General features: G+C 71.4%; 21 protein-coding genes. 7 read left to right on the top strand and 14 right to left on the bottom strand.

The annotated features are described in order from the left end of the window. The first annotated feature begins 76 nt into the window (after positions 1-76). Positions 77-1,675 (top strand): alkaline phosphatase D family protein, encoded by a 1,599-nt coding sequence (locus ACGF8B_RS34700; protein ID WP_392746185.1) that lies wholly within the window; start codon positions 77-79, stop codon positions 1,673-1,675. 137 nt (positions 1,676-1,812) lie between these two features. On the opposite strand, the gene ACGF8B_RS34695 is transcribed toward ACGF8B_RS34700, so the two are convergent. The 6 genes from ACGF8B_RS34695 to ACGF8B_RS34670 form a co-directional block, all read right to left on the bottom strand. After that, positions 1,813-3,117: a glycoside hydrolase family 6 protein gene (locus ACGF8B_RS34695; protein WP_392746238.1), complete on the bottom strand. Its 1,305-nt coding sequence runs from the start codon at positions 3,115-3,117 to the stop codon at positions 1,813-1,815. A 678-nt stretch (positions 3,118-3,795) separates the two neighbouring features. Next, positions 3,796-3,954, bottom strand: coding sequence for a hypothetical protein (locus ACGF8B_RS34690; RefSeq protein WP_107408259.1), 159 nt, complete (start codon positions 3,952-3,954; stop codon positions 3,796-3,798). Between the two features lie 66 nt (positions 3,955-4,020). After that, positions 4,021-4,971, bottom strand: coding sequence for a cytochrome c oxidase assembly protein (locus ACGF8B_RS34685; RefSeq protein WP_392746183.1), 951 nt, complete (start codon positions 4,969-4,971; stop codon positions 4,021-4,023). 111 nt (positions 4,972-5,082) lie between these two features. Next, positions 5,083-6,111 (bottom strand): 6-phosphofructokinase, encoded by a 1,029-nt coding sequence (locus ACGF8B_RS34680; RefSeq protein WP_392746181.1) that lies wholly within the window; start codon positions 6,109-6,111, stop codon positions 5,083-5,085. Positions 6,112-6,254: 143 nt separating this feature from the next. Next, positions 6,255-6,983 carry a type 1 glutamine amidotransferase gene (locus tag ACGF8B_RS34675; RefSeq protein WP_392746179.1) on the bottom strand — a complete coding sequence of 243 codons (729 nt, stop codon included), beginning with the start codon at positions 6,981-6,983 and terminating at the stop codon, positions 6,255-6,257. Between the two features lie 34 nt (positions 6,984-7,017). Then, positions 7,018-8,256 (bottom strand): MurT ligase domain-containing protein, encoded by a 1,239-nt coding sequence (locus ACGF8B_RS34670; protein ID WP_124719156.1) that lies wholly within the window; start codon positions 8,254-8,256, stop codon positions 7,018-7,020. A gap of 114 nt (positions 8,257-8,370) precedes the next feature. Between ACGF8B_RS34670 and def the strand changes: the two genes are divergently transcribed. After that, on the top strand, positions 8,371-8,928 hold the full coding sequence (def, locus tag ACGF8B_RS34665; RefSeq protein ID WP_392746178.1) for a peptide deformylase: 558 nt from the start codon (positions 8,371-8,373) through the stop codon (positions 8,926-8,928). Positions 8,929-9,016: 88 nt separating this feature from the next. Here def and ACGF8B_RS34660 read toward each other — a convergent pair whose 3' ends face one another. Next, positions 9,017-9,667, bottom strand: coding sequence for a TetR family transcriptional regulator (locus tag ACGF8B_RS34660; protein ID WP_124719157.1), 651 nt, complete (start codon positions 9,665-9,667; stop codon positions 9,017-9,019). A gap of 173 nt (positions 9,668-9,840) precedes the next feature. Here ACGF8B_RS34660 and ACGF8B_RS34655 point away from each other — a divergent pair, with 173 nt between their 5' ends. Then, the gene (locus tag ACGF8B_RS34655; protein WP_392746176.1) at positions 9,841-11,067 is read left to right on the top strand and encodes an acyl-CoA dehydrogenase family protein; all 1,227 of its coding nucleotides are present in this window, start codon (positions 9,841-9,843) and stop codon (positions 11,065-11,067) included. A 47-nt stretch (positions 11,068-11,114) separates the two neighbouring features. Here ACGF8B_RS34655 and ACGF8B_RS34650 read toward each other — a convergent pair whose 3' ends face one another. From ACGF8B_RS34650 to ACGF8B_RS34640, 3 genes are all read right to left on the bottom strand, one after another. Then, complete coding sequence (locus ACGF8B_RS34650; protein ID WP_392746174.1) at positions 11,115-11,603, bottom strand: glutathione peroxidase; 489 nt, start codon at positions 11,601-11,603, stop codon at positions 11,115-11,117. A 217-nt stretch (positions 11,604-11,820) separates the two neighbouring features. Then, positions 11,821-12,363, bottom strand: a complete 543-nt coding sequence (locus ACGF8B_RS34645) for a GNAT family N-acetyltransferase (RefSeq protein ID WP_392746172.1) — start codon at positions 12,361-12,363, stop codon at positions 11,821-11,823. A gap of 13 nt (positions 12,364-12,376) precedes the next feature. Beyond that, positions 12,377-12,961 (bottom strand): helix-turn-helix domain-containing protein, encoded by a 585-nt coding sequence (locus ACGF8B_RS34640; protein WP_392746170.1) that lies wholly within the window; start codon positions 12,959-12,961, stop codon positions 12,377-12,379. A gap of 157 nt (positions 12,962-13,118) precedes the next feature. Here ACGF8B_RS34640 and ACGF8B_RS34635 point away from each other — a divergent pair, with 157 nt between their 5' ends. Continuing rightward, positions 13,119-13,559 (top strand): hypothetical protein, encoded by a 441-nt coding sequence (locus tag ACGF8B_RS34635; RefSeq protein ID WP_392746169.1) that lies wholly within the window; start codon positions 13,119-13,121, stop codon positions 13,557-13,559. Positions 13,560-13,577: 18 nt separating this feature from the next. Here ACGF8B_RS34635 and ACGF8B_RS34630 read toward each other — a convergent pair whose 3' ends face one another. Both ACGF8B_RS34630 and ACGF8B_RS34625 read right to left on the bottom strand, forming a co-directional pair. After that, the gene (locus ACGF8B_RS34630; RefSeq protein WP_392746168.1) at positions 13,578-14,897 is read right to left on the bottom strand and encodes a chloride channel protein; all 1,320 of its coding nucleotides are present in this window, start codon (positions 14,895-14,897) and stop codon (positions 13,578-13,580) included. Between the two features lie 181 nt (positions 14,898-15,078). After that, positions 15,079-16,503 carry a DUF2252 domain-containing protein gene (locus tag ACGF8B_RS34625; RefSeq protein ID WP_392746166.1) on the bottom strand — a complete coding sequence of 475 codons (1,425 nt, stop codon included), beginning with the start codon at positions 16,501-16,503 and terminating at the stop codon, positions 15,079-15,081. A 283-nt stretch (positions 16,504-16,786) separates the two neighbouring features. Between ACGF8B_RS34625 and ACGF8B_RS34620 the strand changes: the two genes are divergently transcribed. Further along, a complete protein-coding gene (locus tag ACGF8B_RS34620) occupies positions 16,787-18,613 on the top strand; it encodes a glycoside hydrolase family 15 protein (protein WP_392746164.1) in 1,827 nt (608 codons plus the stop codon). A gap of 6 nt (positions 18,614-18,619) precedes the next feature. Here ACGF8B_RS34620 and ACGF8B_RS34615 read toward each other — a convergent pair whose 3' ends face one another. Next, positions 18,620-20,389, bottom strand: coding sequence for a cation:proton antiporter (locus tag ACGF8B_RS34615; protein ID WP_392746162.1), 1,770 nt, complete (start codon positions 20,387-20,389; stop codon positions 18,620-18,622). 19 nt (positions 20,390-20,408) lie between these two features. After that, complete coding sequence (locus ACGF8B_RS34610; RefSeq protein ID WP_392746161.1) at positions 20,409-21,248, bottom strand: SDR family oxidoreductase; 840 nt, start codon at positions 21,246-21,248, stop codon at positions 20,409-20,411. A gap of 288 nt (positions 21,249-21,536) precedes the next feature. Here ACGF8B_RS34610 and ACGF8B_RS34605 point away from each other — a divergent pair, with 288 nt between their 5' ends. Beyond that, a complete protein-coding gene (locus ACGF8B_RS34605) occupies positions 21,537-21,986 on the top strand; it encodes a DUF6325 family protein (RefSeq protein ID WP_392746159.1) in 450 nt (149 codons plus the stop codon). Positions 21,987-22,105: 119 nt separating this feature from the next. Then, on the top strand, positions 22,106-22,393 hold the full coding sequence (locus ACGF8B_RS34600; RefSeq protein WP_266692322.1) for an SHOCT domain-containing protein: 288 nt from the start codon (positions 22,106-22,108) through the stop codon (positions 22,391-22,393). Position 22,394: the final 1 nt, after the last annotated feature.

The following is a 22,394-nucleotide window of genomic DNA, read 5'->3' as shown; positions in this document are numbered from 1 at the left end:
CGGGCGTGAAATCACGCGCCGATCCCATCTCGTACCGGACGGAATTCCGCCCGACGAAGGGACGAGTTTCATGCAAATGAACAGTGCGTCAGGTGGTACCGGAGGCTTCGGAAGACGGGTGTTGCTCGGCGGCACGGCCGGCATGGCCCTGGCCGCGTCCGGCCTGTCCGCGGGCCGGGCCTGGGGTGACACGCCCCTCCACGAGGACCCGTTCACCCTCGGCGTGGCGTCCGGCGACCCGTGGCCGGACGGGGTCGTACTGTGGACCCGTCTCGCCCCTCAGCCCCTCGCGCCCGACGGCAACGGCGGCATGCCGCCGTACGCCGTCGACGTGCAGTGGGAGGTCGCCCGTGACGACCGCTTCCGGTCCGTCGTACGCCGGGGACGGACCCGCGCGGTGCCCGAACTCGCCCACTCCGTCCACGTGGAGGTCTCCGGACTCCAGCCGGACCGGCACTACTACTACCGCTTCCGTGCGGGCCGTGTGCACAGCCCGGTCGGCCGCACCCGCACCGCGCCCCCGCCGCACAGCCGCCCCAGGGAGCTGGACTTCGCCTTCGTCTCCTGCCAGGCGTGGTTCGAGGGCTTCTACACCGCCTACCGGCACCTCGCCGAGGAGGACATCGATCTGGTCCTGCACCTGGGCGACTACATCTACGAGAACGCCATCGACGCCATGGGAGGCGTGCGCAACGTCCCCGTCGCCGCCGAGCTGCGGCCCGAGCCGATGAACCTCGTGCAGTACCGCAACCGGCACGCCCTGCACCGCTTCGACCCCGACCTCATCGCCGCCCACCAGGCCCACCCGTTCGCCCTCGTCTGGGACGACCACGAGGTCGAGGACAACTGGGCGCGCGACAGGTCCAAGGCCGACAGCGAACCCGACCAGGACCCGGCGGTCTTCCGCGAGCGCGCGGCGGCCGCCTTCCAGGCGTACTACGAGCACCTGCCGCTGCGGCTGCCGAACAAGCCGAACGGCTTCGAGGCACGGATGTACCGCCGGCTGCGCTACGGGCGGATGGCCACCTTCCACATCCTCGACACCCGGCTCTTCCGCGACGACCAGCCCTGCGGCGACGGCACCAAGAGTGGCTGCGACGAACGGCTGACGCCCGGCCGCACCATCCTCGGCCCCGAGCAGGAAGAGTGGCTGCACCGCGGCCTCGGGCGCTCCGACACGACGTGGAACATGATCTCCCAGCAGATCCCCGTGACCCAGGTCGACACCGACCCCGGTCCCGGTCAGGCATTCGTGATGGACTTCTGGGACGGCTACGTGGACGCCCGCCGACGGCTGTTCAAGGAGCTCACCGACCGCAGCGTGAACAACCCGGTCGTCCTCACCGGCGATATGCACCGCCACCTCGCCGCCAACCTCAAGCAGAACTTCGACGATCCGGACTCGCCGACACTCGGCGTCGAATTCGTCGGCTCGTCCATCTCCACCACCAAGGACGGGATGGACCTGGACCCCTCCGGAGTCAAGCTGCTCGCGGCCAACGACCACATCAAATTCACCAATTTCCAGCGCGGGTACGTGCACTGCTCGCTGACCCGGGACAGCTGCCGCGCCGACTTCAAGGTGCTCCCGTACGTCACCACCCCCGGCGCACCCATCTCGACCCGGACCTCCTACGTGACCGAGGCCGGCCGCCCCGGGCTCCAGGAGGCCTGAGGCGACACCGGACGTCCCTCTGCCGGGAGAGCGGCAGAGGGACGGATCGCGCGGTGACGGTCTCCCGCTGCCCACCCGGGCGGGCAGCGGGAAACCGGGTCAGGCGGACCGGCCGCCCGACGAGGGTGTGCGGGCGGTCACGCGCTTCCACCGTCCAGCGGCGGGTAGGCGTTGCGCACCAGCTCCTGGAACTGCGCGGAGAACCAGTGACCCGCGAGCGGGGCGTCCGGCAGGGCGCCGGACAGGTTGTAGCCGTTGCGACCGTTACCGGTGTACGTCGGGTCGCACATCCGGTCGAAGCCCTTGCCCTCGTCGTTGTCGATGGGCAGGCTGTTGCCGTCCGACTCGCCCGGCGGCTTCGCCCAGACGTAGGCGTCGACACCTGGTTCCGGGGCGACGGTCGGCCGCTCGCCGATGCCCGCACCACTCTGGTTGCACCAGTTGCCGGCGTGGATGCGCCGGTCGACCCGGCCGCCGTCGACATAGGCGTCGACACCGGTCAGCGGGCCCGCGCCGGTGGGCCGGGCCGGGCCGCCCCAGCCGTTGCGGGCCGTGTCGACCAGCATGCCGATGTCCTGGGCGAAGCCCTGGCGAACCAACTCCGAGCGCAGCGCCTGGGCGAACGACAGCTCATCGACGTAGTAGTTCCAGTCCACCCATGTGGACTGGCGCACCGTCGTCCCGTTCACCGCGTCGGTGACCTTGAAGTGGGGCTCCTTCAGCGCCGAGTAGTTGGCCGTATTGACGATGAAGCCGTGGACGTCGGCGACCGTCGCCCCCTCCGTGGTCGCGGCCTTCCTGAATTCCTGCGCGGCCGGTACGAAGTTGGAGTCCCAGCCCAGCCACCCGTGGTGGGCGGCGTCGACGTAGTTGTAGACGTTGGGGATCGCGCCCAGGGCGTGCAGGGCGTAGCCGACGCCCTTCTCGTAGTTGCCGTTCGCCTTCATCGTCGCGCAGGCCTCGGTGGAACCGGCGCCGCCGCCGGCGTTGGTCACCAGATTCGGCAGCGAGTCCGGCTCGATGAGGGTGACGACACGCAGGTCCGCGTAGGCCGGGTCGGAGAGGATGCCGGCGATGGCGTCGATGTACTCGGCCTTGTACCGGTCGATCTCCGTGGGCCCGAGTTCACCGTTGGAGGCCAGCGCGGCACAGTCCCGGCCGGGCAGGTCGTAGACAACCATCTGGAACAGGTCGGCGCCCTGGTCCAGCGCCGTGTCGAGGTGCTCGCGCAGCCCCATCGCGTCCCCCGTGCCCTCGATGGCCGCGATGCGGTCCATCCAGACGAACGAGGGCTCGTCGGCGATGGCACCGCCGCCGGGCTCGGCGGCGGCCCTGGCGGACCAGTCGGGGTTCACGTACGGCGTGGCGCCCGCGTAGGGGTTGTCGACCCGGGCCGCGGCCGACGCCGGTGCGGGAAGGGCGACCGTCAGCGCCGCGCCCATCGCGAGGGCGGAGAGCGCGGCGAGCCTTCGGTGTAACCCGTGCGAGGTGGTGCCTGTTCGTTTCATTGCGGCTCCAGGTTTCTCTCGGGTGTCCGCGGGAGGTCGGCCCGCGGGTTTCAGAGGTGCGCCGTGCCGGGGCAACGGCTCCGTCGGTGCGCGCTGCCCCGCGACCGGGCCCCGCCGACGAGGGCGGCGACCATCGGTTCGTCCTGGGGAAAGGGGGGAGCAGGGTGCGTATTGCGGTGGGGCTGCGGCACGGTCCTGGGTGATCGGGGTCCGGTGTCACGGATGCTCCCGCCGCCGGGGCAGCGGCCGTCTGCGTGTGCAAGTCTTGACGGTGGGAGCGCTCCCACCGTGACGTGGTGACGCGCACCTGTCAAGAGTTGAAGCGCGATCGCCGCACGCGTCCGCCGGGACGAGGGAGCGGGAGGGGTCGGCTCGGCGGCGGGCGGCCGCAGGTGAACGACAAGGCGCCCGGAGTCGGGGCCACATGTTTCTCCAACGATCCGCCGCACGGCTCACCGGGCGGTGGACGGCCCCTTCACGCGCGGCCGGACGGCGCGATCGAAAGGGTACGTCCCGGCGTCGGCCGGGACGTGAGGGCGACCGCCCGCCCCGACGTGACGCCGCCGGTGCCGGACGTCCGGCCGACGGCGGTCAGGGGGTGCGTGTCACGGGTCAGGACTCGCGTGTCGCCGCCATCCCCAGGGTGATCAGGCCGAGCACCACCCAACCGAACCAGAGCCAGCCGCTGCTCCCCAGCGCCACCGTGTAGGCGGTGACCACGACCAGGGCGGTCAGCGTGAGCACTCCCATGGCCTTCGTGGATCCGGACATGCCCGCACCCTCCTCACCGGCCGCACGGCCGTGGATGCCATCGTCACCCCTGAGGCATGCCCACCGCTACTGTCCGCGCGCCTGCAATGAGGCGAGATAGGCGTTGTACGCCTGCAACTCCTGGTCGCCGTCCCGATCGGCCGCCCGGTCGGAACGCTTCGCCGTCCGCTGCTCGGAGCGGTACCACTGGAAGACCAGCGCGATCAGCACCAGCACCGACGGGATCTCACTGAACGCCCAGGCGATACCGCCCGCCCAGCCCTGGTCACTCAGTGCGTCGATGCCCAGCGAGGCCGGCGGGTTCTCGTACGTCTCCACCATCGGCGTCGTCGCCATCATCAGCGCGATGCCGAAGAACGCGTGGAACGGCATCCCGGCGAACAGCTCCAGCATCCGCATCACATAGCCGGGCCGGTGCGGGCCCGGATCGACGCCCATGATCGGCCAGAAGAACACCAGGCCGACCGCGAGGAAGTGCACCATCATCGCGATGTGACCGGTCTTCGAGCCCATCAGGAAATCGAAGAGCGGGGTGAAGTACAGCCCGTACAGGCTGGCGATGAAGAGCGGAATCGTGAAGACCGGATGCGTGATGATCTTCATGTACCGGCTGTGCAGCAGCTTGAGCAGCAGTTCGCGGGGACCGGTACGGCCACGGCCCGCGACCGGCAGCGCACGCAGTGCCAGGGTCACCGGAGCGCCCAGCAGCAGCAGGATCGGCGACAGCATGCTGATCACCATGTGCTGCACCATGTGCACGCTGAACATGACCATGCCGTAGTCGTTGAGCTTGGTGCACATCACCAGGGCGATGCTCAGCACGCCGACGACGAAGAACACGATCCGGCCGGCCGGCCAGTTGTCCCCGCGTCTGCGCAGCCGCAGCACGGCGTACGCGTACAGGCCGATGCCGAGAAGGCAGCCGACGAGGAAGAACGGGTCCGCGGAGAATTGGAGCCCACGTCCCAGCGTGAACGGCGGCAGATCCATGTTCATGCCGTGCCCGCTGTGATCCATCTGTTCACTCCTGCTGGGGGCGTCCCCGTTTCGTGCCGGTTGTCCCGACCAGAGTAGAACTGCCCCCGGCCGCAGCTGCGGCCGGGGGCAGTCCGTGGGACGAGGTGTCGCTCAGAGCACGCACTCCGCCTCGGCGTACCGCTCGGCCGGGACGGTCTTCAGCGTCTCCACGGCCTCGCCCAGCGGCACCATCACGATGTCCGTGCCGCGCAGCGCGGTCATCATGCCGAACTCACCGCGGTGCGCGGCCTCCACCGCGTGCCAGCCGAAGCGGGTGGCGAGCACCCGGTCGTACGCGGTCGGCGTGCCGCCCCGCTGCACATGACCGAGTATCACCGGACGGGCCTCCTTGCCCAGGCGCCGCTCCAGCTCGGAGGAGAGCTGCGTGGCCATGCCGGCGAACCGCTCGTGCCCGTAGATGTCCTTGGTGCCCTGCTCGATCTCCATGGACGTGCCCTCGCGGGGCTTGGCACCCTCGGCGACGACGACGATCGCGAACTTCTTGCCCGCCGAGAACCGCCGGCCGACCACCTCGGTCAGCTCGTCGATGTCGAACGGGCGCTCCGGCACCACGATGGCGTGCGCGCCGGCCGCCATGCCCGAGTGCAGGGCGATCCAGCCGGTGTGGCGGCCCATGACCTCGACGATCAGCACCCGCTGGTGCGACTCGGCGGTCGTCTTGAGCCGGTCGAGCGCCTCGGTCGCGACGCCGACCGCGGTGTCGAAGCCGAAGGTCACATCGGTCGAGGCGATGTCGTTGTCGATGGTCTTCGGCACGCCGACGATCGGCAGCCCCGCCTCGGAGAGCAGGTTGGCCGCCTTCAGCGTGCCCTCGCCGCCGATCGGGATGATCGCGTCGAGACCCAGATCGGAGACATGGCCCCTGGCCTGCTCCACACCGCCGCGCAGGTGGGCGGGCTGGACCCGGGAGGAGCCGAGGATCGTGCCGCCGCGGGCGAGGATGCCGCCGACCGCGTCGAGGTCGAGCTTGCGGTAGTCGCACTCAAGGAGGCCCTTCCACCCGTCGTGGAAGCCGATGACCTCGTCGCCGTGGTCGACCACCGCCCGATGAACGACGGAACGGATGACGGCGTTGAGGCCGGGGCAGTCGCCGCCGGAGGTGAGCACACCAATTCGCATTGCCCGGGAAACCTTTGCAACGTGGGCCGACGACCGGACCACGTCGTCCGGTTGGATCCCCGCCACCCTACCGGCGCAGGGTGGCGGGACCGAACCGGGCGTCCGCCTGCTGGACTCCGCTCAGACGAGCGAAAACCGCCTCATCAGGCGGGCTGCGTGGCAGACGCGATGCGCTCGGCGCGCAGCGCCTCGTACCAGCGGTCGTCCGTCGGCGGCAGGGCGTTGACATCGAGCGCCAGCTTCAGCAGCAGGTCCGCGATCAGCGGATTGCGAGCCATGACCGGGCCGTGCATGTACGTACCGAAGACGGTGTCGTTGTACGCGCCCTCGGTGCCGTCGCCGGTGCCGTTGCCCCGGCCGAACTGCACCCGGGCGAACGGACGTGCCGTCGGGCCGAGATGGGTGACGCCCTGGTGGTTCTCGAACCCGGTCAGCGGAGGCAGGCCGAGGTTCGGGTCGATGTCGGCCAGCACGTCACCGACGCAGCGGGCCCCCTCGCCGCGGGTGGAGACCACGTCGAGCAGCCCGAGACCGGGCTCCCGCTCACCGAGGTCGTTGATGAACTCGTGGCCGAGGATCTGGTAACCCGCGCAGACCGAGAAGATGATCGCGCCGTTCGACGCGGCCCGGCTGAGCCCGCCGTCGCGGCGCAGCCGCTCCGCGGCGAGCCGCTGCGGCCGGTCCTCACCGCCGCCGATCAGATAGATGTCGCCGGACGTCGGGATCGGCTGGTCGCTGCGCACGTCGACGCGCTGCACATCGAGACCGCGCTGCCGGGCCCGGCGCTCCACCACCAGCGCGTTGCCCTGGTCGCCGTAGGTGCTGAGGAGGTCGGGGTAGACCCAGACCAGACGCAGACCGTTGTTGCTCATGCTTCGTCCTCTCCGGAGGTGGCCGGGGCCGGGGTCAGTTGCCGACACGACGGCGCAGATCCTGGAAGGCGGTGTAGTTGGCGATGACCTCGATGCGGCCGGGCGGGGCCTGCTGCACGGCCTCGTCGAGGTTCTCGCAGACCCGGAAGTCGAGACCGGCCACTTCGAGACGGACCGCCAGGTCCAGCTTGCGGTCGCCGAGCACGAAGATCGGGTGACCGGCGAGCTGGGTGTAGTCCACGTCCCACAGCCAGGAGGTGTCCGTGCCGTCCGCGCCACGGGCGTTGACGGAGAGGATCACCGGCGTGGGCGGCGGGTCGATCAGGGAAAACGTTTCGAGCCAGCCGGCCGGGTTCTTCGCCAGCAGCAGCCGCAGCTCACGGCCGAGGAAGGACACCACGTCGTAGCGGCCCGCGACGGCCTGCACCTGGTACATGCGCTCCAGCGCGACCTGCGGCGGCACACCGAAGACGGCGGCCACGGCGGCGGAGCTGGTGGCGTTGGCCTTGTTGGCGCGGCCGGGCAGCTGGAGGTGGATCGGCCACGCCGAACCGTGCGGGTCCAGCACGTAGTCGCCGTGCAGGACCCAGCTGGGGGCCGGCCGGCGGAATCCGCACTCGCCGCAGAACCAGTCGTCGCCGGGGCGCTGCATCACACCGCCGCAGGAGGGGCAGGACCAGGCGTCGTCCTTCCACGCCTGTCCCGCCGCGACCCACACCACATTGGGGGAGGAGGAAGCGGCCCAGACGATCAGCGGGTCGTCCGCGTTCGCGACGATCACGGCCTTCGAGCCGGACAGCCCCTCACGCCACTTCTCCGCCAGCATGCGGGTCTCCGCCGCGCGGTCCAGCTGGTCGCGGGAGAGGTTGAGCAGTGCGATCACCTTGGGCGTCGTGTCGCGCGCGACCCCGGCGAGGTACTTCTCGTCCACCTCGATCACGCCGTACTGCGCGTCCGAGCCGCCGGCCAGCGCCGAGGTGATGCCCGCCGGCATGTTGGCGCCGAGCGCGTTGGACACCACCGGGCCCGCGGCCCGCAGTGCTTCGGCGATCAGCCGGGTGGTCGTCGTCTTGCCGTTCGTCGCCGACACGAGGATCACGTCCAGGTGCTGCGCCAGCCGCCCCAGCAGGTCGGGGTCGAGCTTGAGCGCCACCCGGCCGCCGATCACCGATCCGCTGCCGCGCCCTGCGGCGCGTGACACCGCCGCCGCGGCCTTGCCCGCCGTCACGGCCAGCTTGGCCCGCGGCGACAGCGGGTCCGTGTTGCCTGCCATCGTCCTAGATCCTCCTTGCATCGGTCCACGCCCAGCCTATCGATGTCCGGCGCGGCGACCGCACCCTGGCACCGCCGGGAAGGTGGAGGTCGCGTGGAACGTACGATTGCGGCCATGCGAAACCGCCCGATCCCCGGCAGTTCCGGACTGATTCGTGCCATGAGCCTGCTCGGTGATCCGGTGCTGCACGGGGCCTGTGAACCCGTCACCGACTTCGGCCCCTCCCTCGCCCGGCTCGTCGAGGACATGTACGCCACCATGTACGCGGCCGAGGGCGTCGGCCTCGCGGCCAACCAGATCGGCGTTCCACTGCGGGTGTTCGTCTACGACTGCCCGGACGACGACGACGTCCGTCACCTCGGGCACCTCGTCAACCCCAGACTCGTCGAGGCCGACGGCATCACCGTACGCGGCCCGGAGGGCTGTCTCTCGCTGCCCGGACTCGAAGCGGCCACCCCGCGGTTCGACCGTGCGGTCGTCGAGGGCCGCACGATCGACGGCGAACCGGTCCGGATCACCGGCACCGGGTTCTTCGCGCGCTGCCTCCAGCACGAGTGCGACCATCTCGAAGGCACGGTCTACACGGACCGGTTGACCGGGCTGCGCCGCAGAAGGGCGATGCGAGCGGCCCGCCGCGCGCCCTGGGCGCGCACCGGTGAGGCCGCGTCCTAGAAACCGGGCCTGGAACCCGGGCCTGGAACCCGGTCCCGGAAGCCGGGCCTGGAACCCGGTCCGGAACCCGGGTCCTGGACGTCCGGTCCTAGAAACCGGGTCCGCCGGGACGGTCGCCCGCCGCGGCCAGCCTGCCCCACAGCAGATCGGCCAGGCTGCTCACCAACTGTTGGCGGGAGCAAGGGCGTTCGCCCAGCCACCAGTCGCCCGCTGCGTGCATCATGCCGACGATGCCGTGGCCCCAGATCCGGGCCATGGCCTCGCTGTCCGGGCCCAGGTCCACCCGCTCGGCGATCACCAGGGCGAGTTCCTCGCCGAGTCTGCGCAGCAGCGGTGCCGAGTGCCGTCCGACGTCGAAGCCCTGTTCCGTCGAGGGCGCCGCGTCGTCGGACGGGTGCATCAGGAAGCGGTAGACCTGCGGGCGGGCCTCGATCGCCGCGAGGTAGGTGTCGAGCGTCGACTCGACGCGCCGGCGGCGCTCGGCGGGGGCGTCGAGCGCCGCCCGCAGCGCGATCAGCAGGGCGTCGGTGTGGCGCTTGGCGAGGGCGCGGTAGAGACCGCCCTTGTCGCCGAAGTGCCGGTAGAGGATCGGCTTGGTGATTCCGGCCTCCGCCGCGATGGCGTTCATCGAGGCCCCGGGCCCGTCCCTGAGCACCACGCGATCGGCGGCTTCGAGGAGCTCGCGGCGGCGGCTTTCGGCCGCTGTCCGCTGTCGCTCTGCCTGTCGTGTGCTCTCCATGTCGCCTCTCCCCGCCCCTGGCCGTGCAAATGCGTCCTGCCTGCGCAACGTAACACCCTGCCCAGCGCCGCGCGGATCCGAACCAGGACGGTTGACAGAGGCTACTTGTCGGTAACAGACTGCGGTTACCGCAAGTAACGAGTGGTTTTTCACAGCAGTACGTGGAGGGGAACATGGCGGAGTTCACGCTCGAACTCAACGAGGACCAGAAGCAGGTCCGTGACTGGCTTCACGGCTTCGCCGCGGATGTGATCCGTCCGGCGGCTTCGGAGTGGGACGAGCGTGAGGAGACGCCCTGGCCCGTCATCCAGGAGGCGGCCAAGGTCGGCATCTACTCCCTCGACTTCTACGCCCAGCAGTTCTTCGACCCGACGGGCCTCGGCATCCCGATGGCGATGGAGGAGCTCTTCTGGGGGGACGCGGGCATCGCCCTGTCCATTGTCGGCACGGGCCTGGCGGCCGTGGGCGTCCTCGCCAACGGCACCGAGGAGCAGATCGGCACCTGGATCCCGCAGATGTACGGCGACGCCGACGACGTCAAGGTCGCGGCCTTCTGCTCCTCCGAGCCGGACGCCGGTTCCGACGTGGCCTCGATGCGTACCCGCGCGGTGTACGACCAGGCCAAGGACGAGTGGGTGCTGAACGGCACCAAGACCTGGGCGACCAACGGCGGCATCGCCAACGTCCATGTCGTCGTCGCCGTGGTCGACCCGGAGCTGGGGTCCAAGGGGCACGCCTCGTTCATCGTGCCGCCGGACACCCCCGGGCTCTCCCAGGGCCAGAAGTTCAAGAAGCACGGCATCCGTGCCTCGCACACCGCCGAGGTCGTCCTGGAGGACGTCCGGATCCCCGGCCACTGCCTCCTCGGCGGCAAGGAGAAGCTCGACCAGCGCCTGGCGCGGGCCCGTGAGCGCGCCGCCTCCGGCGGTGAGCGGGTGAAGAACGCCGCGATGGCCACCTTCGAGGCGTCCCGCCCCGCGGTCGGCGCCATGGCGGTCGGCACCGCCCGTGCGGCGTACGAGGTGGCGCTGGACTACGCGAAGACCCGCACCCAGTTCGGCCGGCCCATCATCGACAACCAGGGCATCGCCTTCCAGCTCGCCGACATGCGCACGCAGATCGACGCGGCCCGGCTGCTGGTGTGGCGCGCCTCGTGGATGGCGACCACCGGCAAGCCGTTCACCTCGGCCGAGGGCTCGATGTCCAAGCTGTACGCGAGCGAGACGGCGAAGAAGGTCACCGCCCAGGCCGTCCAGATCCTCGGCGGCAACGGCTTCACCCGTGAGTACCCGGTGGAACGGATGCACCGGGACGCGGCGATCTACACGATCTTCGAGGGCACCAGCGAGATCCAGCGCCTGGTGATCGCCCGCACCCTCTCGGGCATGCCGATCCGCTGACCGCGGGCGTCCCCGGTCGCCCGCCCGGCGACCGGGGACACGGTCCGTCAGGCGGGCAGCAGGGCCTCGATGGCCGCGACGAGCTCGGGTGCCTGGGGCTCGACGCGCGGGCGCAGACGGGCCACCGGCTCGCCCGCGGGCGAGATGAGGAACTTCTCGAAGTTCCACTGGACGTCACCGGCCTCGCCGTCCGCGTCCGCGAGCTGCGCCAGCTCGGCGTAGAGCGGGTGGCGCCCCTCGCCGTTCACGTCGGTCTTCTCCAGCAGCGGGAAGCTGACCCCGTACGTGGTCGAGCAGAAGGTCCGGATCTCCTCCGGGCTCCCCGGCTCCTGGCCGGCGAACTGGTTGCAGGGGACGCCGAGCACGGTGAAGCCGCGGTCCGCGTAGTCGTTCTGGAGCTTCTCCAGGCCCGCGTACTGCGGGGTGAGCCCGCACTTGGACGCGACATTCACCAACAGGACGGCCCGGCCACGGTAGTCGGCCAGGGACGTGGGCTCGCCGGTGAGCGTGCGCAGGGGGATGTCGTGCAGCGTCATGAGGTCTCCTCGTGAGGTGTGGCTTCCGCAGCCATTGTCACGCCCGCGTCCGCTCCGTACGAAGCCCGTTCCCCGCTCGTCCAGGTCCCCGCACGCCACCGACCTGCGGGAGTCCGGCTGCGGAGGCGTCCTGGGCATGACCCCGACGAGCGACCCCTGTACGGATACCGGGCGAGTGCCGAACTCCTGTGCCCCGACCCGGAGATCCGCGCGCCGCTCACCGGCCGGGCAGCGCCTGCGCGGGGCCGATCGCCTTGTAGTAGAGCGTCGTCGGCCTCAGTACCCCGGCCGGGTCCTCGGCGTAGTCCGGGATCGAGCCGCACTGCGTCCAGCCCGCCGAACGGTAGAGCCCCTCGGCCGGACTTCCGCTCTCGGTGTCCAGCACCAGCAGCGTGACACCGGCCCCGGCGGCCGACCGCTCGGCGGCGTCGAGCAGCGACCGGCCCACGCCCCGGCCGCGGGCCGACGGACGCACCATCAGTTTGGTCACCTCCGCGCGGTGCCGGGCGTTGGGCAGCCCGGCCCGGTCCAGCGCGACGGTCCCGGCGACCCGTTCCGCGTCGCGGGCGATCCAGACCTGGAGGCGGCCCGCGTCGACGGCCCCGGCCCGCTGCCGCCACCAGTCGGCGGCCACCTCGCGGTCCAGCGGCGCGAGGAAACCCACCGACGATCCGCCGTCCACGGTGTCCACCAGGAGCGCGGCCAACTCGTCGGCGTAGGTGACCAGTTCGTGGCCGTGTACGGGGGTGATCTCGATCATGTGCGGGGTCCTCTCACGGCAGAACGATCATCAGGGCGTAGCGGACCCGCTCCGGCCCGGGGCAGTGGAAGTGCGAGGAACCGCGCAGCCGGAACCGGAGGCAGTCGCCGCGGTGCACGGTGTGCACGGTGCCGTCGACGGTGATCTCGACCGTTCCCTCCAGCACCCAGACGTGCTGCTCCACGCCGGACACCGGCGCGTCCTCGTACGTGATGGCGGCACCCGCGTCGAGGGTGCCCTCGACGACCTCCGCGCGCAGGCCGCTGTGCGGCGGCGACACCGATCGGCGCACGAAGCCCGATGCCTCGTCCCGCCAGACCGGTTGCCGTGCCGCCGGGACGAGCTGCGGGGGCTCCGCCTCCACCTCCAGCAGCAGCCGGGACATCGTCCGCCCGTATACCGTGCACAACCTGCCGAGCAGGGCGGCGGTCGGGCTCAGCTCGCCGCGTTCCAGCCGGGACAGCGTGGACCGGCTCACCCCGCTGCGTCGCGAGAGCTCGTCCAGCGACCAGCCGCGTCCGGCGCGCAGTTCACCCAGCCTCGTGGCGAGCCGGGCATCGACGGAGCCGGGCTCCGCCTCTTCGATTTCTCTCATCATGGAGATGATATCCCTGTATGGAGACGGATCGCCGGACGGCTGCGACCCCGGGGAACGGCCGTTCTGCCGGGTGGGTGCCGACGTGACACGCTTGGTCGGGGAGGTCCCGGTGGCCCACTCGGTCCGCCGGGTCGATCGGTTGCCCGAGGAGGCCGCAATGGCCAGTACCACCAGCGGACCGTCGGCGGCGCCCGCCGCCCCTTCGAGTTCGCACCAGCCCTTCCGGATCGGCGGGACCGCCTTCGCGGCGGTACTGATGATCTTCGGCGGAGCGATGGCGATCCTCGAAGGAATCGCCGCCATAGCCAAGGACGCCGTGTTCGTCGCCACCCGCGACTATCTCTTCCGGTTCAACCTCACCGGCTGGGGCTGGATCCACCTCGCACTCGGCATCCTCGTCGTGATCGCCGGCTGCGCGCTGTTCACCGGAGCCGCATGGGCGCGGGTGGTGGGCATCGTGCTCGCGGGCCTGAGCGCGATCGCCAACTTCCTGTGGCTGCCCCACTACCCGCTCTGGTCGCTCGTGCTCATCGCCATCGACGTCTTCGTCATCTGGGCGCTGTGCTCGAATCCGTTCCAGGAGAAGGAGAGCGTCTGAGGTCACGGCGGAGGCCCGTCATCCCCGATCCGGCCGGGCACCGGCCGGGGACGGTGCGAGCCTGATCGTGACGACGTAGGAGACCACGACCGAGACGATCACGAGCGGCATCACGGTGAGGCCCTCGGACCCCAGCAGCAGTGTCGCCAGCAGCACCGATGTCATCGGGAGCTTGAGCATCGCCACACACATGGCGCCGATGCCCATCGCGAAGCCCGACGTGAGGTTCAGCCCCGGCAGATGGGACACGGCGATGCCGCCCGCCGCCCCCACGAACATCGCCGGGAAGACCGGGCCTCCCCGGAAGCCGCTCAAGGACGCGCAGTACGCCACCGCCTTGCAGACGACCAGCAGCACCAGTGTGCCCACCGAGTACCCCGCACTCTGCGCCAGCAACGGATCGAGGGCGTTCTCCCCGGAGTAGAGCACCTCGGACGCGTCCCGTCCGGTGCCCTGCGCGTACACGAGCGCGGCCACGCCGACGACCGCGCCCATGACGGCGGTGGCCGTCACGGTCCGCCGCTCCACCCGCTCCTGGAGGAAACCGGCGAGCCGCTGGATGCCCGTGCCGACGAAGGCCGCGGCCAGCCCCAGGACGACGGCCCAGCCGAACTGCGCGATGTCCGGCCCCGCTGCCCGGGGCACCTGATGCAGCGCCAGGGAGTACGTCCCGAGCCCGGTCCAGGAGCCGAGTCCGGTGAAGATGAGCGCGCCGATGCCGGCCGCGAGGAGCCCCGGCACCAGGACCATTCCGAGCATCATCCCGGCCAGCCCCGAGGCCTCCATCAGCAGAAAGGCCCCCAGGAGCGGCGAGCCCAGCAGCGCGCTGATCGCGGCGAAGCTCCCCGCGGCCCCCATCACCGCGCTGGGGCCGGGCCCGATGCCGGGCCTGACCAGGCGCGCCGCGTACACGGCCAGTCCGCCGCCGAGTGCGATGAGCGGCGCCTCGGGGCCGAGCACCGCCCCGAGGCCGAGCGAGGCGATCGCCGCGAGCACGACGCCGGGCAGCTCCACCGCCGAGGGTGCCCCCGTGGCCACCATTCCGTCGGCGGGCCGGTGGCCGCCCCGCCCCGGCAGACGGCGGACGGTCAGCCCGACCAGCAGGCCGGCCACGGCGAGCAGCGGCACCGGCCACCAGGACGGTGTGCCGGCGAACCCCAGCGCCCGGGGCAGGTCGTGGTAGGTCAGCGACTGGAGTTCGTGGGTGAGCGCCAGGAAACCGAACGCCACCGCCGAGACCGGGATGCCGAGAGCCGCCGCAAGTACGAGGAGCGCGGCGTAGCCGCGGGTGCGGATCCGTGCGACGGGGTCCGCCGCCGCGGCGGGTTCGGCCGACATGGTCGTTGCCTCCTCGGCGTCGCAACCCGTCCGGAACGGGCTGTTCCGCAAACGTCGACAAGCGTCCACAAGGAGATAGCACAATGCGCTGATTCATCCGCGATGCACCCGCTGGACGGATACGCCGGTTCCGGTACTGCCATCCGCCTGGACCAGCGCACGGCCGGACCGGCCAAGCGGCTCAGCGGTCCAGGGCGGCGGGGAGCCGGCCCGCCCGCACCGCGTCGACCAGCGCCCCGTGGTCCCGCTCGTTGAGGTCGGCGTACTTCTCGGCGAAGCGGACCAGCGCCCGGTCGAACGAGGGACCGCGTCCCAGGTACGCCGCGATGGCGATCCGGTCGCCGGAACGCGCGTGGGCGCGGGCCAGGGTGGCGCCGCACGCCTCGCCGAACACCCGCATGCCGGACGGCACCATGTCCTCCGGCTCGGCGATGCCCTTCCAGTCGCGCAACTGGCGTACGTAGAAGTCGCGGCGCCTGCCGTCGATCCCGTCCACCCGCTCCCAGCCGAGGAAGATGTCGCTCGCCGCCTGCATCAGCCGCTGCCCCGCGACCACCCGCTCGCCCTGGTTCCGGTACGGGCCGGCGCCGGCGTGGGGCGCGAGCACCGAGGTTCCGGCCTCCTTGGCCTGGAGGAGGAGCGGATCCCCACCGTCCCTGCCGAGCATCAGGATGATCCAGCAACGCGTGCCCACGCTGCCGACGCCGACCACCTTGCGTGCCATGTCCACGAACCGGAAGTCGGAGAGCAGGGTCCGCCGGTCCGACGGCAGGCTGCGGCCGTAGTGCGAGACCAGGGCGCGGAACTGCTCCTGCATCGCCTCCCGCTCGCCCTCCGGCAGCAGATCGGCGACCGGTACGAGCAGTGGCGGGTCCGCCGCGATGCGCGACTGCCCGTCCACCGTCCCGGTGAGCCTGTCGAAGGCCTGGAGACTGTCCCGGGTGCGGGCCTTCGCCGCGAAACGGGCCAGCTTCCTGCGGCCGCGCTTCGCCAACTGCTGGGCGGCCAGCGCTTCGAGGCGGCGGATGTCGATCCGGGCGTACCAGACATCGAGGTTGCGCATGCCGGCGAACCGGATCATCGACTCCCGGTACGACCGCACCGTGGTCAGCACGATGTCCGCGCGCTCCCGCTCGGTGAAACCGTTCGCGCGTCCGGCGATGACGAAGCTGGCCGCCAGGCGTTTGACGTCCCACTCCCAGGGACCGGGCGACGTCTCGTCGAAGTCGTTGATGTCGAACAGCAGATTCCGCTCGGGCGAGGCGAGCAGCCGGAAGTTCAGCAGATGGGCGTCCCCGCACAGTTGCGCCCTGATCCCGGAGTCGCCTGTGGTGGCCAGGTCGGCGGCCATGATCGCGGCGCCACCCCGGTAGAAGCGGAACGGCGACTCGATCATCCGGCCGTAGCGGATCGGTACGAGTTCGGGCAGCCGCGTCGCGGACTGGGCTTCGAGGACGGCCAACGGGTCGGGCCGGTCGGCCGGCGGTTCGAACTCGGCGTGGCTCGACCTGGGCGTCGACCGCCGTGCCGCCCTGCCGAGGGCCGCTCGCTGTTCGGGCGTCGCATCCGGTGCCGTCCTGAGCATCGGGTTCGCGTCCTGCGGCATCGGGCCCTCCTGACTGTTTCACGGGCGTGCGCCGCACGGCGGGCACCGAGGACCGGACGGGCCCGGCCGGGCACCGCACCGATCGGCGCGCCCGTGCCCTGCGTCCGATCATCGCGGCTCGGCCCGGTTCCGGCATCATCTGGACGCCGCCCGTAACAAGCCGGATCCGGGCCGTTACCGCCGTACCGCCCGGAGGGGCGGGCACGGGGCGCCGGGCGGATAGTGGAAGGCGGAGGGGGCCCGTCCGGGAAACGGATGCCATGGGCCCCGGGAACGGACACTCATGGACCGGTACCCTCCCATCGCCGAACACGGGCTGGTGGGCGACCTGCAGACCGCGGCCCTGGTCTCCTCGCAGGGAGTCGTCGACTGGTTCGCCGCGCCGAGGTTCGATTCCCCCAGCATCTTCGCCGCACTGCTCGACCACGACGGCGGCGGCTACTTCCGGCTGGCGCCCGACGACCCCGGGGTCTCCTGCCGGCAGCTCTACTACCCGGACACCGCGGTCCTGGTCACCCGCTTCATGTCGCCGGACGGCGTCGGCGAGGTGTTCGACTGGATGCCGCCCGAACGCACCGGGGTCCCCACCGACCGGCACACCCTGGTGAGGGGCGTCCGCGCGGTGCGCGGGACCGTCCGGTTCGCGATGGAGTGCCGGCCCCGGTTCGACTACGGCCGGGCCTCCCATGAACTCGATCCAAGTCCTACGGGAGCCGTCTTCCGTTCCCCGGGGATCACCGCACACCTGCGCACCACCGGATTCCCGGTGGTCCGAGACGGCCGGGACATCGTGGGCGAAGTGGTGCTGGGCGTCGGCGAGTCGGCGGCCGCGGTCCTCACCGTCTGCGCCCCCGACGGTCCCGCGCCGCCGGAGCCGGATGCCGACGCCGTCACGGAACAGCTCTGGGAAGCCGTCGACTTCTGGCAGCGATGGGTGCGCAACTCCCGCTACCGGGGCCGCTGGTCCGAGATGGTCAACCGGTCCGCCATCACGCTCAAGCTGCTCACCTACGCCCCCTCCGGCGCACCGGTCGCCGCCGCGACGATGGGCCTGCCCGAGCAGGTGGGCGGCGAACGCAACTGGGACTACCGCTACGCCTGGGTCAGGGACGGCTCGCTGTCGGTCCGGGCCCTGCTCGACCTCGGGTTCGTGGACGAGGCCATCGCCTTCACCCACTGGCTGGGCGACCGGCTCCGGCAGGACAACGGGGAAGAGGCACTGCGGATCATGTACCGGGTCGACGGGGAACCACTGCTGACGGAGGAGCTCCTGCCCCACTTCGAGGGCTACCGGGGCTCGTACCCGGTACGGCTCGGCAATGCCGCCGCCGACCAGTTGCAGCTCGACATCTACGGCGAGGCCCTCTACGCCCTGTCCGAGGGCCGGGAGGTGGGCGTTCAGGCGGGCTACCGGGGCTGGCAGGTCGTCGCCCGGACCCTCGACTGGCTCGTGGACCGCTGGGACCGGCCCGACGAGGGCATCTGGGAGACCCGCGGCGGTCGGCAGGACTTCACCTACAGCAGGGTGATGTGCTGGGCGGCGTTCGACCGCGGCCTGCGGCTGGCCGCCGAGCTCAGCAGACCCGCCGACACCGCCCGCTGGACCGGTGCCAGGGACGCCATCCTCGAACAGGTCATGGAACGCGGCTGGGACGAGTCCGAGCAGGCCTTCGTCCAGTACTACGGCGGCGGGGTGCTGGACGCCTCGCTGCTGCTGATCCCCAGGGTGGGGTTCCTCGCCCCGAAGGACCCGGACTGGCTCGCCACGCTCGACGCGATGGACCACACGCTCGTCTCCGACAGCCTCGTCTACCGCTACGACCCCGCCGCGTCCCCGGACGGGCTGCGGGGCTCCGAGGGCACGTTCAGCCTCTGTACGTTCCTCTACGTGGACGCCCTGGTCCGCGCCGGCCGGCTGCGGATGGCCCGGTACACCTTCGAGAAGATGCTCACATACGCCAACCACGTCGGCCTGTTCGCCGAGGAGATCGGCCCCAGTGGCGAGCAACTCGGCAATTTCCCGCAGGCGTTCACCCACCTGTCGCTCATCACGGCGGCCCGCACCCTCGACGAGGCCCTGGACCGGGCCCGCGCCGAGGAGCGCCGCTGACGGTGCTCAGCGCGACGGCTGCCGGGACGGCGGGCCGAGCAGGACGGAGACGTCGCCCGGTTGCGCCGGAGGGGTGTGTGCGGGGGTGACCGGGACGAGCCGCCCGTCGGCGCGGACGACGAACAGCACTTCGTGCCCGGCCGGGACTGCGCCGTCGGCCCGCCGGGTCGTCACCCGGGCCCCGGCCTCGTACCGGCGGGCCAGCTCCGGCCCGGTCAGGCCGGTACAAAAGAGCGGCTCGCCCCCGGTGTACGGCGCCACCACCCCCTGGCTGCCGGCGGCCGGGCCGAGCCGGTGCACCGGGCCCTCGACGCTCTCCCGCAGGGTCATGGCGGCGAGGGCGTTGAAGTCGTCCTCCTCGGTGAGCAGCAGCACACCGGTGATGCCCTCCAGTTCCGCGCCGGCGCCCGAGGCCGCCGCGAGCAGCTCGCCCGGCGCCAGGGGCAGCCCGGCCTCCTCGATCCGGGCCCGCTGCCGCTCGGCGCCCGCCCACATCAGCACATCCAGTCCCGCCGAGCGCAGGGCACGCCCCAGATCGACCGCCCAGGGCGAGCCGCCGACCAGCAGCGGCCGGGACCGGGCGGGGCGCAGTACCCCGAGCCGCCGGGCGACCGGAAACGCCGTCAGGCCGTACAGCGTGACGGTGGCGACGATCACCACGAAGGTCGCGGGAAGGATCCGCTCGGCGCCGTCGACGCCCCGCGCCACCAGGGTCGCCGAGAACGTGGAGGCGGTCGCCGCGGCGACGATGCCACGCGGGGCCATCCACCCGATGAACCACCGTTCCCCGCCGCGCACATCGGTCCCGGCCGTCGACACCAGGGCCACGAGCGGGCGCACCACCAGCACCAGGAGGGCGACCAGCGCGAGCGAGGGCAGCACCACATGGCGCAGCGAGGCAGGGGTGACCGTGGCCGAGATGGAGATGAACAGCAGACCGATGATCAGCGAGACCAGCGTGTCCAGGAACGGCCGGCGGGCCGGGATGTCCAGTCCCGGCAGATTCACCATGGCCATCCCCATGACGACCGCCGAGATGAGCCCGGTGTCCTCGCGGAGCGCGTCGCAGGCGGCGGCGATCCCGATCACCGCGGCGATCTGCGCCGATGTGGCCAGCTCCTCGTTCGGCCGGACGTGGCGCAGCAGCAGCCACAGCACGCCGACCCCGATCGCGCCGCCCATCGCACCCACCGCGGCGCTGGCCGCGAACTGCTCCAACTGGCTCCCGAAGCCCTTGAGTTCACCGGCGACCACGGCATGGAAGACCAGCGCCCCCAGGATGCCGCCGACCGGGTCGATCAGGGAGCCCTCCCAGACGAGGATGCGCTGCAACCGCTCGGAGGGGCGTACGAAATTGAGCAGCGGCCCCACGACCGTGGGACCGGACACCACGAGGATCGCGCCCAGCATCACCGCCGCGCCCTTGGACATGTCCAGCACCGGCACCGCGAACAGCGCGGCGGCCAGCCAGGTGATGAGCGCCCCCAGCCAGAGCAGCCTGACCACGATGCGCCGGGTGTGGCCCCGCAGTCGCCTGAGCTCCAGACCGAGCCCGGCCTCGTAGAGGATCACCGCCACCGCGAGCGAGACCAGCGGGGCGAAGGCCTCGCCCAGCAGCTTCTCCGGGTTGACGGTGTCCGTCAGCGCCCCGGCGGCGAATCCGACCGGCAGCAGGATCAGCAGTGCGGGCACCCGCAGCCGGCTCGCCAGCAACTGGGATCCGACCGCCAGCACCACGATGAGCCCCACGCCCACCATTACTTGATCAGCGGTCATGCCCCTGCCTCCCACGGGGTCAGCCTCCGGTGGCGAAGCCGGGGTAGAGCGTCATCCCGCCGTCGACGTAGATCGTGGTGCCCACGACGTAGTCCATCAGGTCGGACGCCAGCAGCGTCACCGCGGCGGCGACGTCCGCCGGATCGCCCACCCGGCGGTAGGGGATCAGCTTGAGGAGTTCGGCCTCGGCCTCGGGGGTGTCCCAGGCGCTGGTGTTGATGGGGGTACGGATGGCGCCGGGGGCCACAGCGTTGACCCGGATGCCGCGGGGGGCGCATTCCTGGGCCAGGGTCCGCATCATCATGAGGATGCCGCCCTTGGACGCGGCGTAGTTCGCGTGCCCGGCCCACGGAATGATCTGGTGGACCGAGCTCATACAGATGATCTTCCCGGCGGCGCGGGACACCCCGGGCACGACGCCGCGGCGGTCGAACTCCTTGACCGCCTCCCGGGCGCACAGGAACTGCCCGGTGAGATTGACGTCCAGCACCTTGTTCCACTCGTCCAGGGTCATCTCCCCGGCGGCGGCGTCCCGCTGCAGTCCGGCGTTGGCGACCAGGACGTCGATCGTGCCGAACTCCTCGGCCATGCGGGCGAACATCTCGACGACCTGATCCTCCCGGGAGACATCCGCCCGGTGGGCGTACGCCCGCACACCGAAGGACTCGATCTCCCGCACCACGTCCTCGGCCGCCTCGCGGCCCGCGACATGGTTGACGACGACATCGGCACCGGCCCGTCCCAGCTCCACCGCGGTCGCCCGGCCGATGCCCGAGCTCGCCCCGGTCACCAGCGCCTTCTGGCCCCGCAGCAGGGGCAACGGCATCCGCCGCCGGCCCGCGTCCGCCCGTTGGGTCATCGCCGTCTCCTGTCACCCCGCGCGTGGCGGTCCCCGGAAACCCGTGGGACCCCGGGCCGGCCCCCGCAGGCCGTCCGCGCGGGTCCACCATCGGTGGCGGCGGGGGAGGTACGGGGCAGGGCTCGCACCACTGGGCCGTCGGAGTCACCCGCTGTCCACCGGACGGAGCAACCGGGAGCGTGCCCGCCCACGTCCACGACCGAGATGCGCACCGGCCCGCCCACTGCTCCAATGACGGAGACACAGGCCCCGGCCGTACCGGGGCAGCCGAGATTCTGAGGAGCCGGTGTGAGCAGCGAGACCGACGAGACGGGGCCGATCGACTATCTGGTGGTCGAATTCCCGGGCAGCCGGATGACGGGCGAGGGGCTGCCCCTGCTGGTCGACCTGGTCGACCGGGGAATCATCCGGATCCTGGACCTGGTCTTCGTCAGGAAGAACCAGGACGGAACGGTCACGGGGATGGAACTCTCCGAGCTGACCGGCGACGGCCACGACGAACTCGCCGTGTTCGAAGGGGTGTCCTCCGGCCTGCTGGGCCGGGACGACATCGACGAGGTGAGCACGGTCCTGGAACCCGGCAGCGCGGCCGGGATCATCATCTACGAGAACGTGTGGGCCGGACCGTTCGCGGCCGCCCTGCGCCGCTCCGGGGGACGGCTCGTCGCCAACGGACGGATCCCGGTACAGGAGGTCCTGGCCTCGCTCGACGCGGCCGAGGCCGGCGCCGGGGCCTGATCCGATCCCGATCAGCCGCGGCGGCGCCGACCGGTCCTCCCGGCCCCGCACCGGCCGGTCACCGGCCCCGCACCAGCCGGTCGGCCGCCCCCGCACCAGCCAGTCAGAGGAGATGCACCATGCCAGGCCTTCTTCGCGGCGTCGCCCGTACAGCGGTGATCGCCGGAACCGCCACCTCGGTCTCCAACCGGGTCTCCCGGCGCCAGGCGGGCCGCTGGGCACAGCAGGACGCCGAACAGGCGCAGGCCCGGCCCGCCGCCGCGGCGCCCCCGCCCACGTCCGTGGCGCCGGAGGACGAGATGAGCAACAAGATCGCCCAGCTCAAGGACCTCGGTGATCTCAAGAGCCAGGGTGTGCTGAGCGAGAGCGAGTTCGAGGCCCAGAAGGCGAGGATCCTCAACTCCTGAC

Origin of the sequence: Streptomyces sp. NPDC047917 (assembly GCF_043204345.1) — a bacterium.
Taxonomy (GTDB): domain Bacteria; phylum Actinomycetota; class Actinomycetes; order Streptomycetales; family Streptomycetaceae; genus Streptomyces; species Streptomyces sanglieri.
Note: the sequence above shows the minus strand (reverse complement) of the source record. Positions and strands in the feature narration are given on the sequence as shown.

Bases quoted from the DNA above. Each gene is read 5' to 3' on its own strand.
- ACGF8B_RS34700 (WP_392746185.1), top strand. From the start codon at position 77: ATGAACAGTGCGTCAGGTGGTACCGGAGGCTTCGGAAGACGGGTGTTG.
- ACGF8B_RS34695 (WP_392746238.1), bottom strand. From the start codon at position 3,117: ATGGGCGCGGCGCTGACGGTCGCCCTTCCCGCACCGGCGTCGGCCGCG.
- ACGF8B_RS34690 (WP_107408259.1), bottom strand. From the start codon at position 3,954: ATGTCCGGATCCACGAAGGCCATGGGAGTGCTCACGCTGACCGCCCTG.
- ACGF8B_RS34685 (WP_392746183.1), bottom strand. From the start codon at position 4,971: ATGGATCACAGCGGGCACGGCATGAACATGGATCTGCCGCCGTTCACG.
- ACGF8B_RS34680 (WP_392746181.1), bottom strand. From the start codon at position 6,111: ATGCGAATTGGTGTGCTCACCTCCGGCGGCGACTGCCCCGGCCTCAAC.
- ACGF8B_RS34675 (WP_392746179.1), bottom strand. From the start codon at position 6,983: ATGAGCAACAACGGTCTGCGTCTGGTCTGGGTCTACCCCGACCTCCTC.
- ACGF8B_RS34670 (WP_124719156.1), bottom strand. From the start codon at position 8,256: ATGGCAGGCAACACGGACCCGCTGTCGCCGCGGGCCAAGCTGGCCGTG.
- def (WP_392746178.1), top strand. From the start codon at position 8,371: ATGCGAAACCGCCCGATCCCCGGCAGTTCCGGACTGATTCGTGCCATG.
- ACGF8B_RS34660 (WP_124719157.1), bottom strand. From the start codon at position 9,667: ATGGAGAGCACACGACAGGCAGAGCGACAGCGGACAGCGGCCGAAAGC.
- ACGF8B_RS34655 (WP_392746176.1), top strand. From the start codon at position 9,841: ATGGCGGAGTTCACGCTCGAACTCAACGAGGACCAGAAGCAGGTCCGT.
- ACGF8B_RS34650 (WP_392746174.1), bottom strand. From the start codon at position 11,603: ATGACGCTGCACGACATCCCCCTGCGCACGCTCACCGGCGAGCCCACG.
- ACGF8B_RS34645 (WP_392746172.1), bottom strand. From the start codon at position 12,363: ATGATCGAGATCACCCCCGTACACGGCCACGAACTGGTCACCTACGCC.
- ACGF8B_RS34640 (WP_392746170.1), bottom strand. From the start codon at position 12,961: ATGATGAGAGAAATCGAAGAGGCGGAGCCCGGCTCCGTCGATGCCCGG.
- ACGF8B_RS34635 (WP_392746169.1), top strand. From the start codon at position 13,119: ATGGCCAGTACCACCAGCGGACCGTCGGCGGCGCCCGCCGCCCCTTCG.
- ACGF8B_RS34630 (WP_392746168.1), bottom strand. From the start codon at position 14,897: ATGTCGGCCGAACCCGCCGCGGCGGCGGACCCCGTCGCACGGATCCGC.
- ACGF8B_RS34625 (WP_392746166.1), bottom strand. From the start codon at position 16,503: ATGCCGCAGGACGCGAACCCGATGCTCAGGACGGCACCGGATGCGACG.
- ACGF8B_RS34620 (WP_392746164.1), top strand. From the start codon at position 16,787: ATGGACCGGTACCCTCCCATCGCCGAACACGGGCTGGTGGGCGACCTG.
- ACGF8B_RS34615 (WP_392746162.1), bottom strand. From the start codon at position 20,389: ATGACCGCTGATCAAGTAATGGTGGGCGTGGGGCTCATCGTGGTGCTG.
- ACGF8B_RS34610 (WP_392746161.1), bottom strand. From the start codon at position 21,248: ATGACCCAACGGGCGGACGCGGGCCGGCGGCGGATGCCGTTGCCCCTG.
- ACGF8B_RS34600 (WP_266692322.1), top strand. From the start codon at position 22,106: ATGCCAGGCCTTCTTCGCGGCGTCGCCCGTACAGCGGTGATCGCCGGA.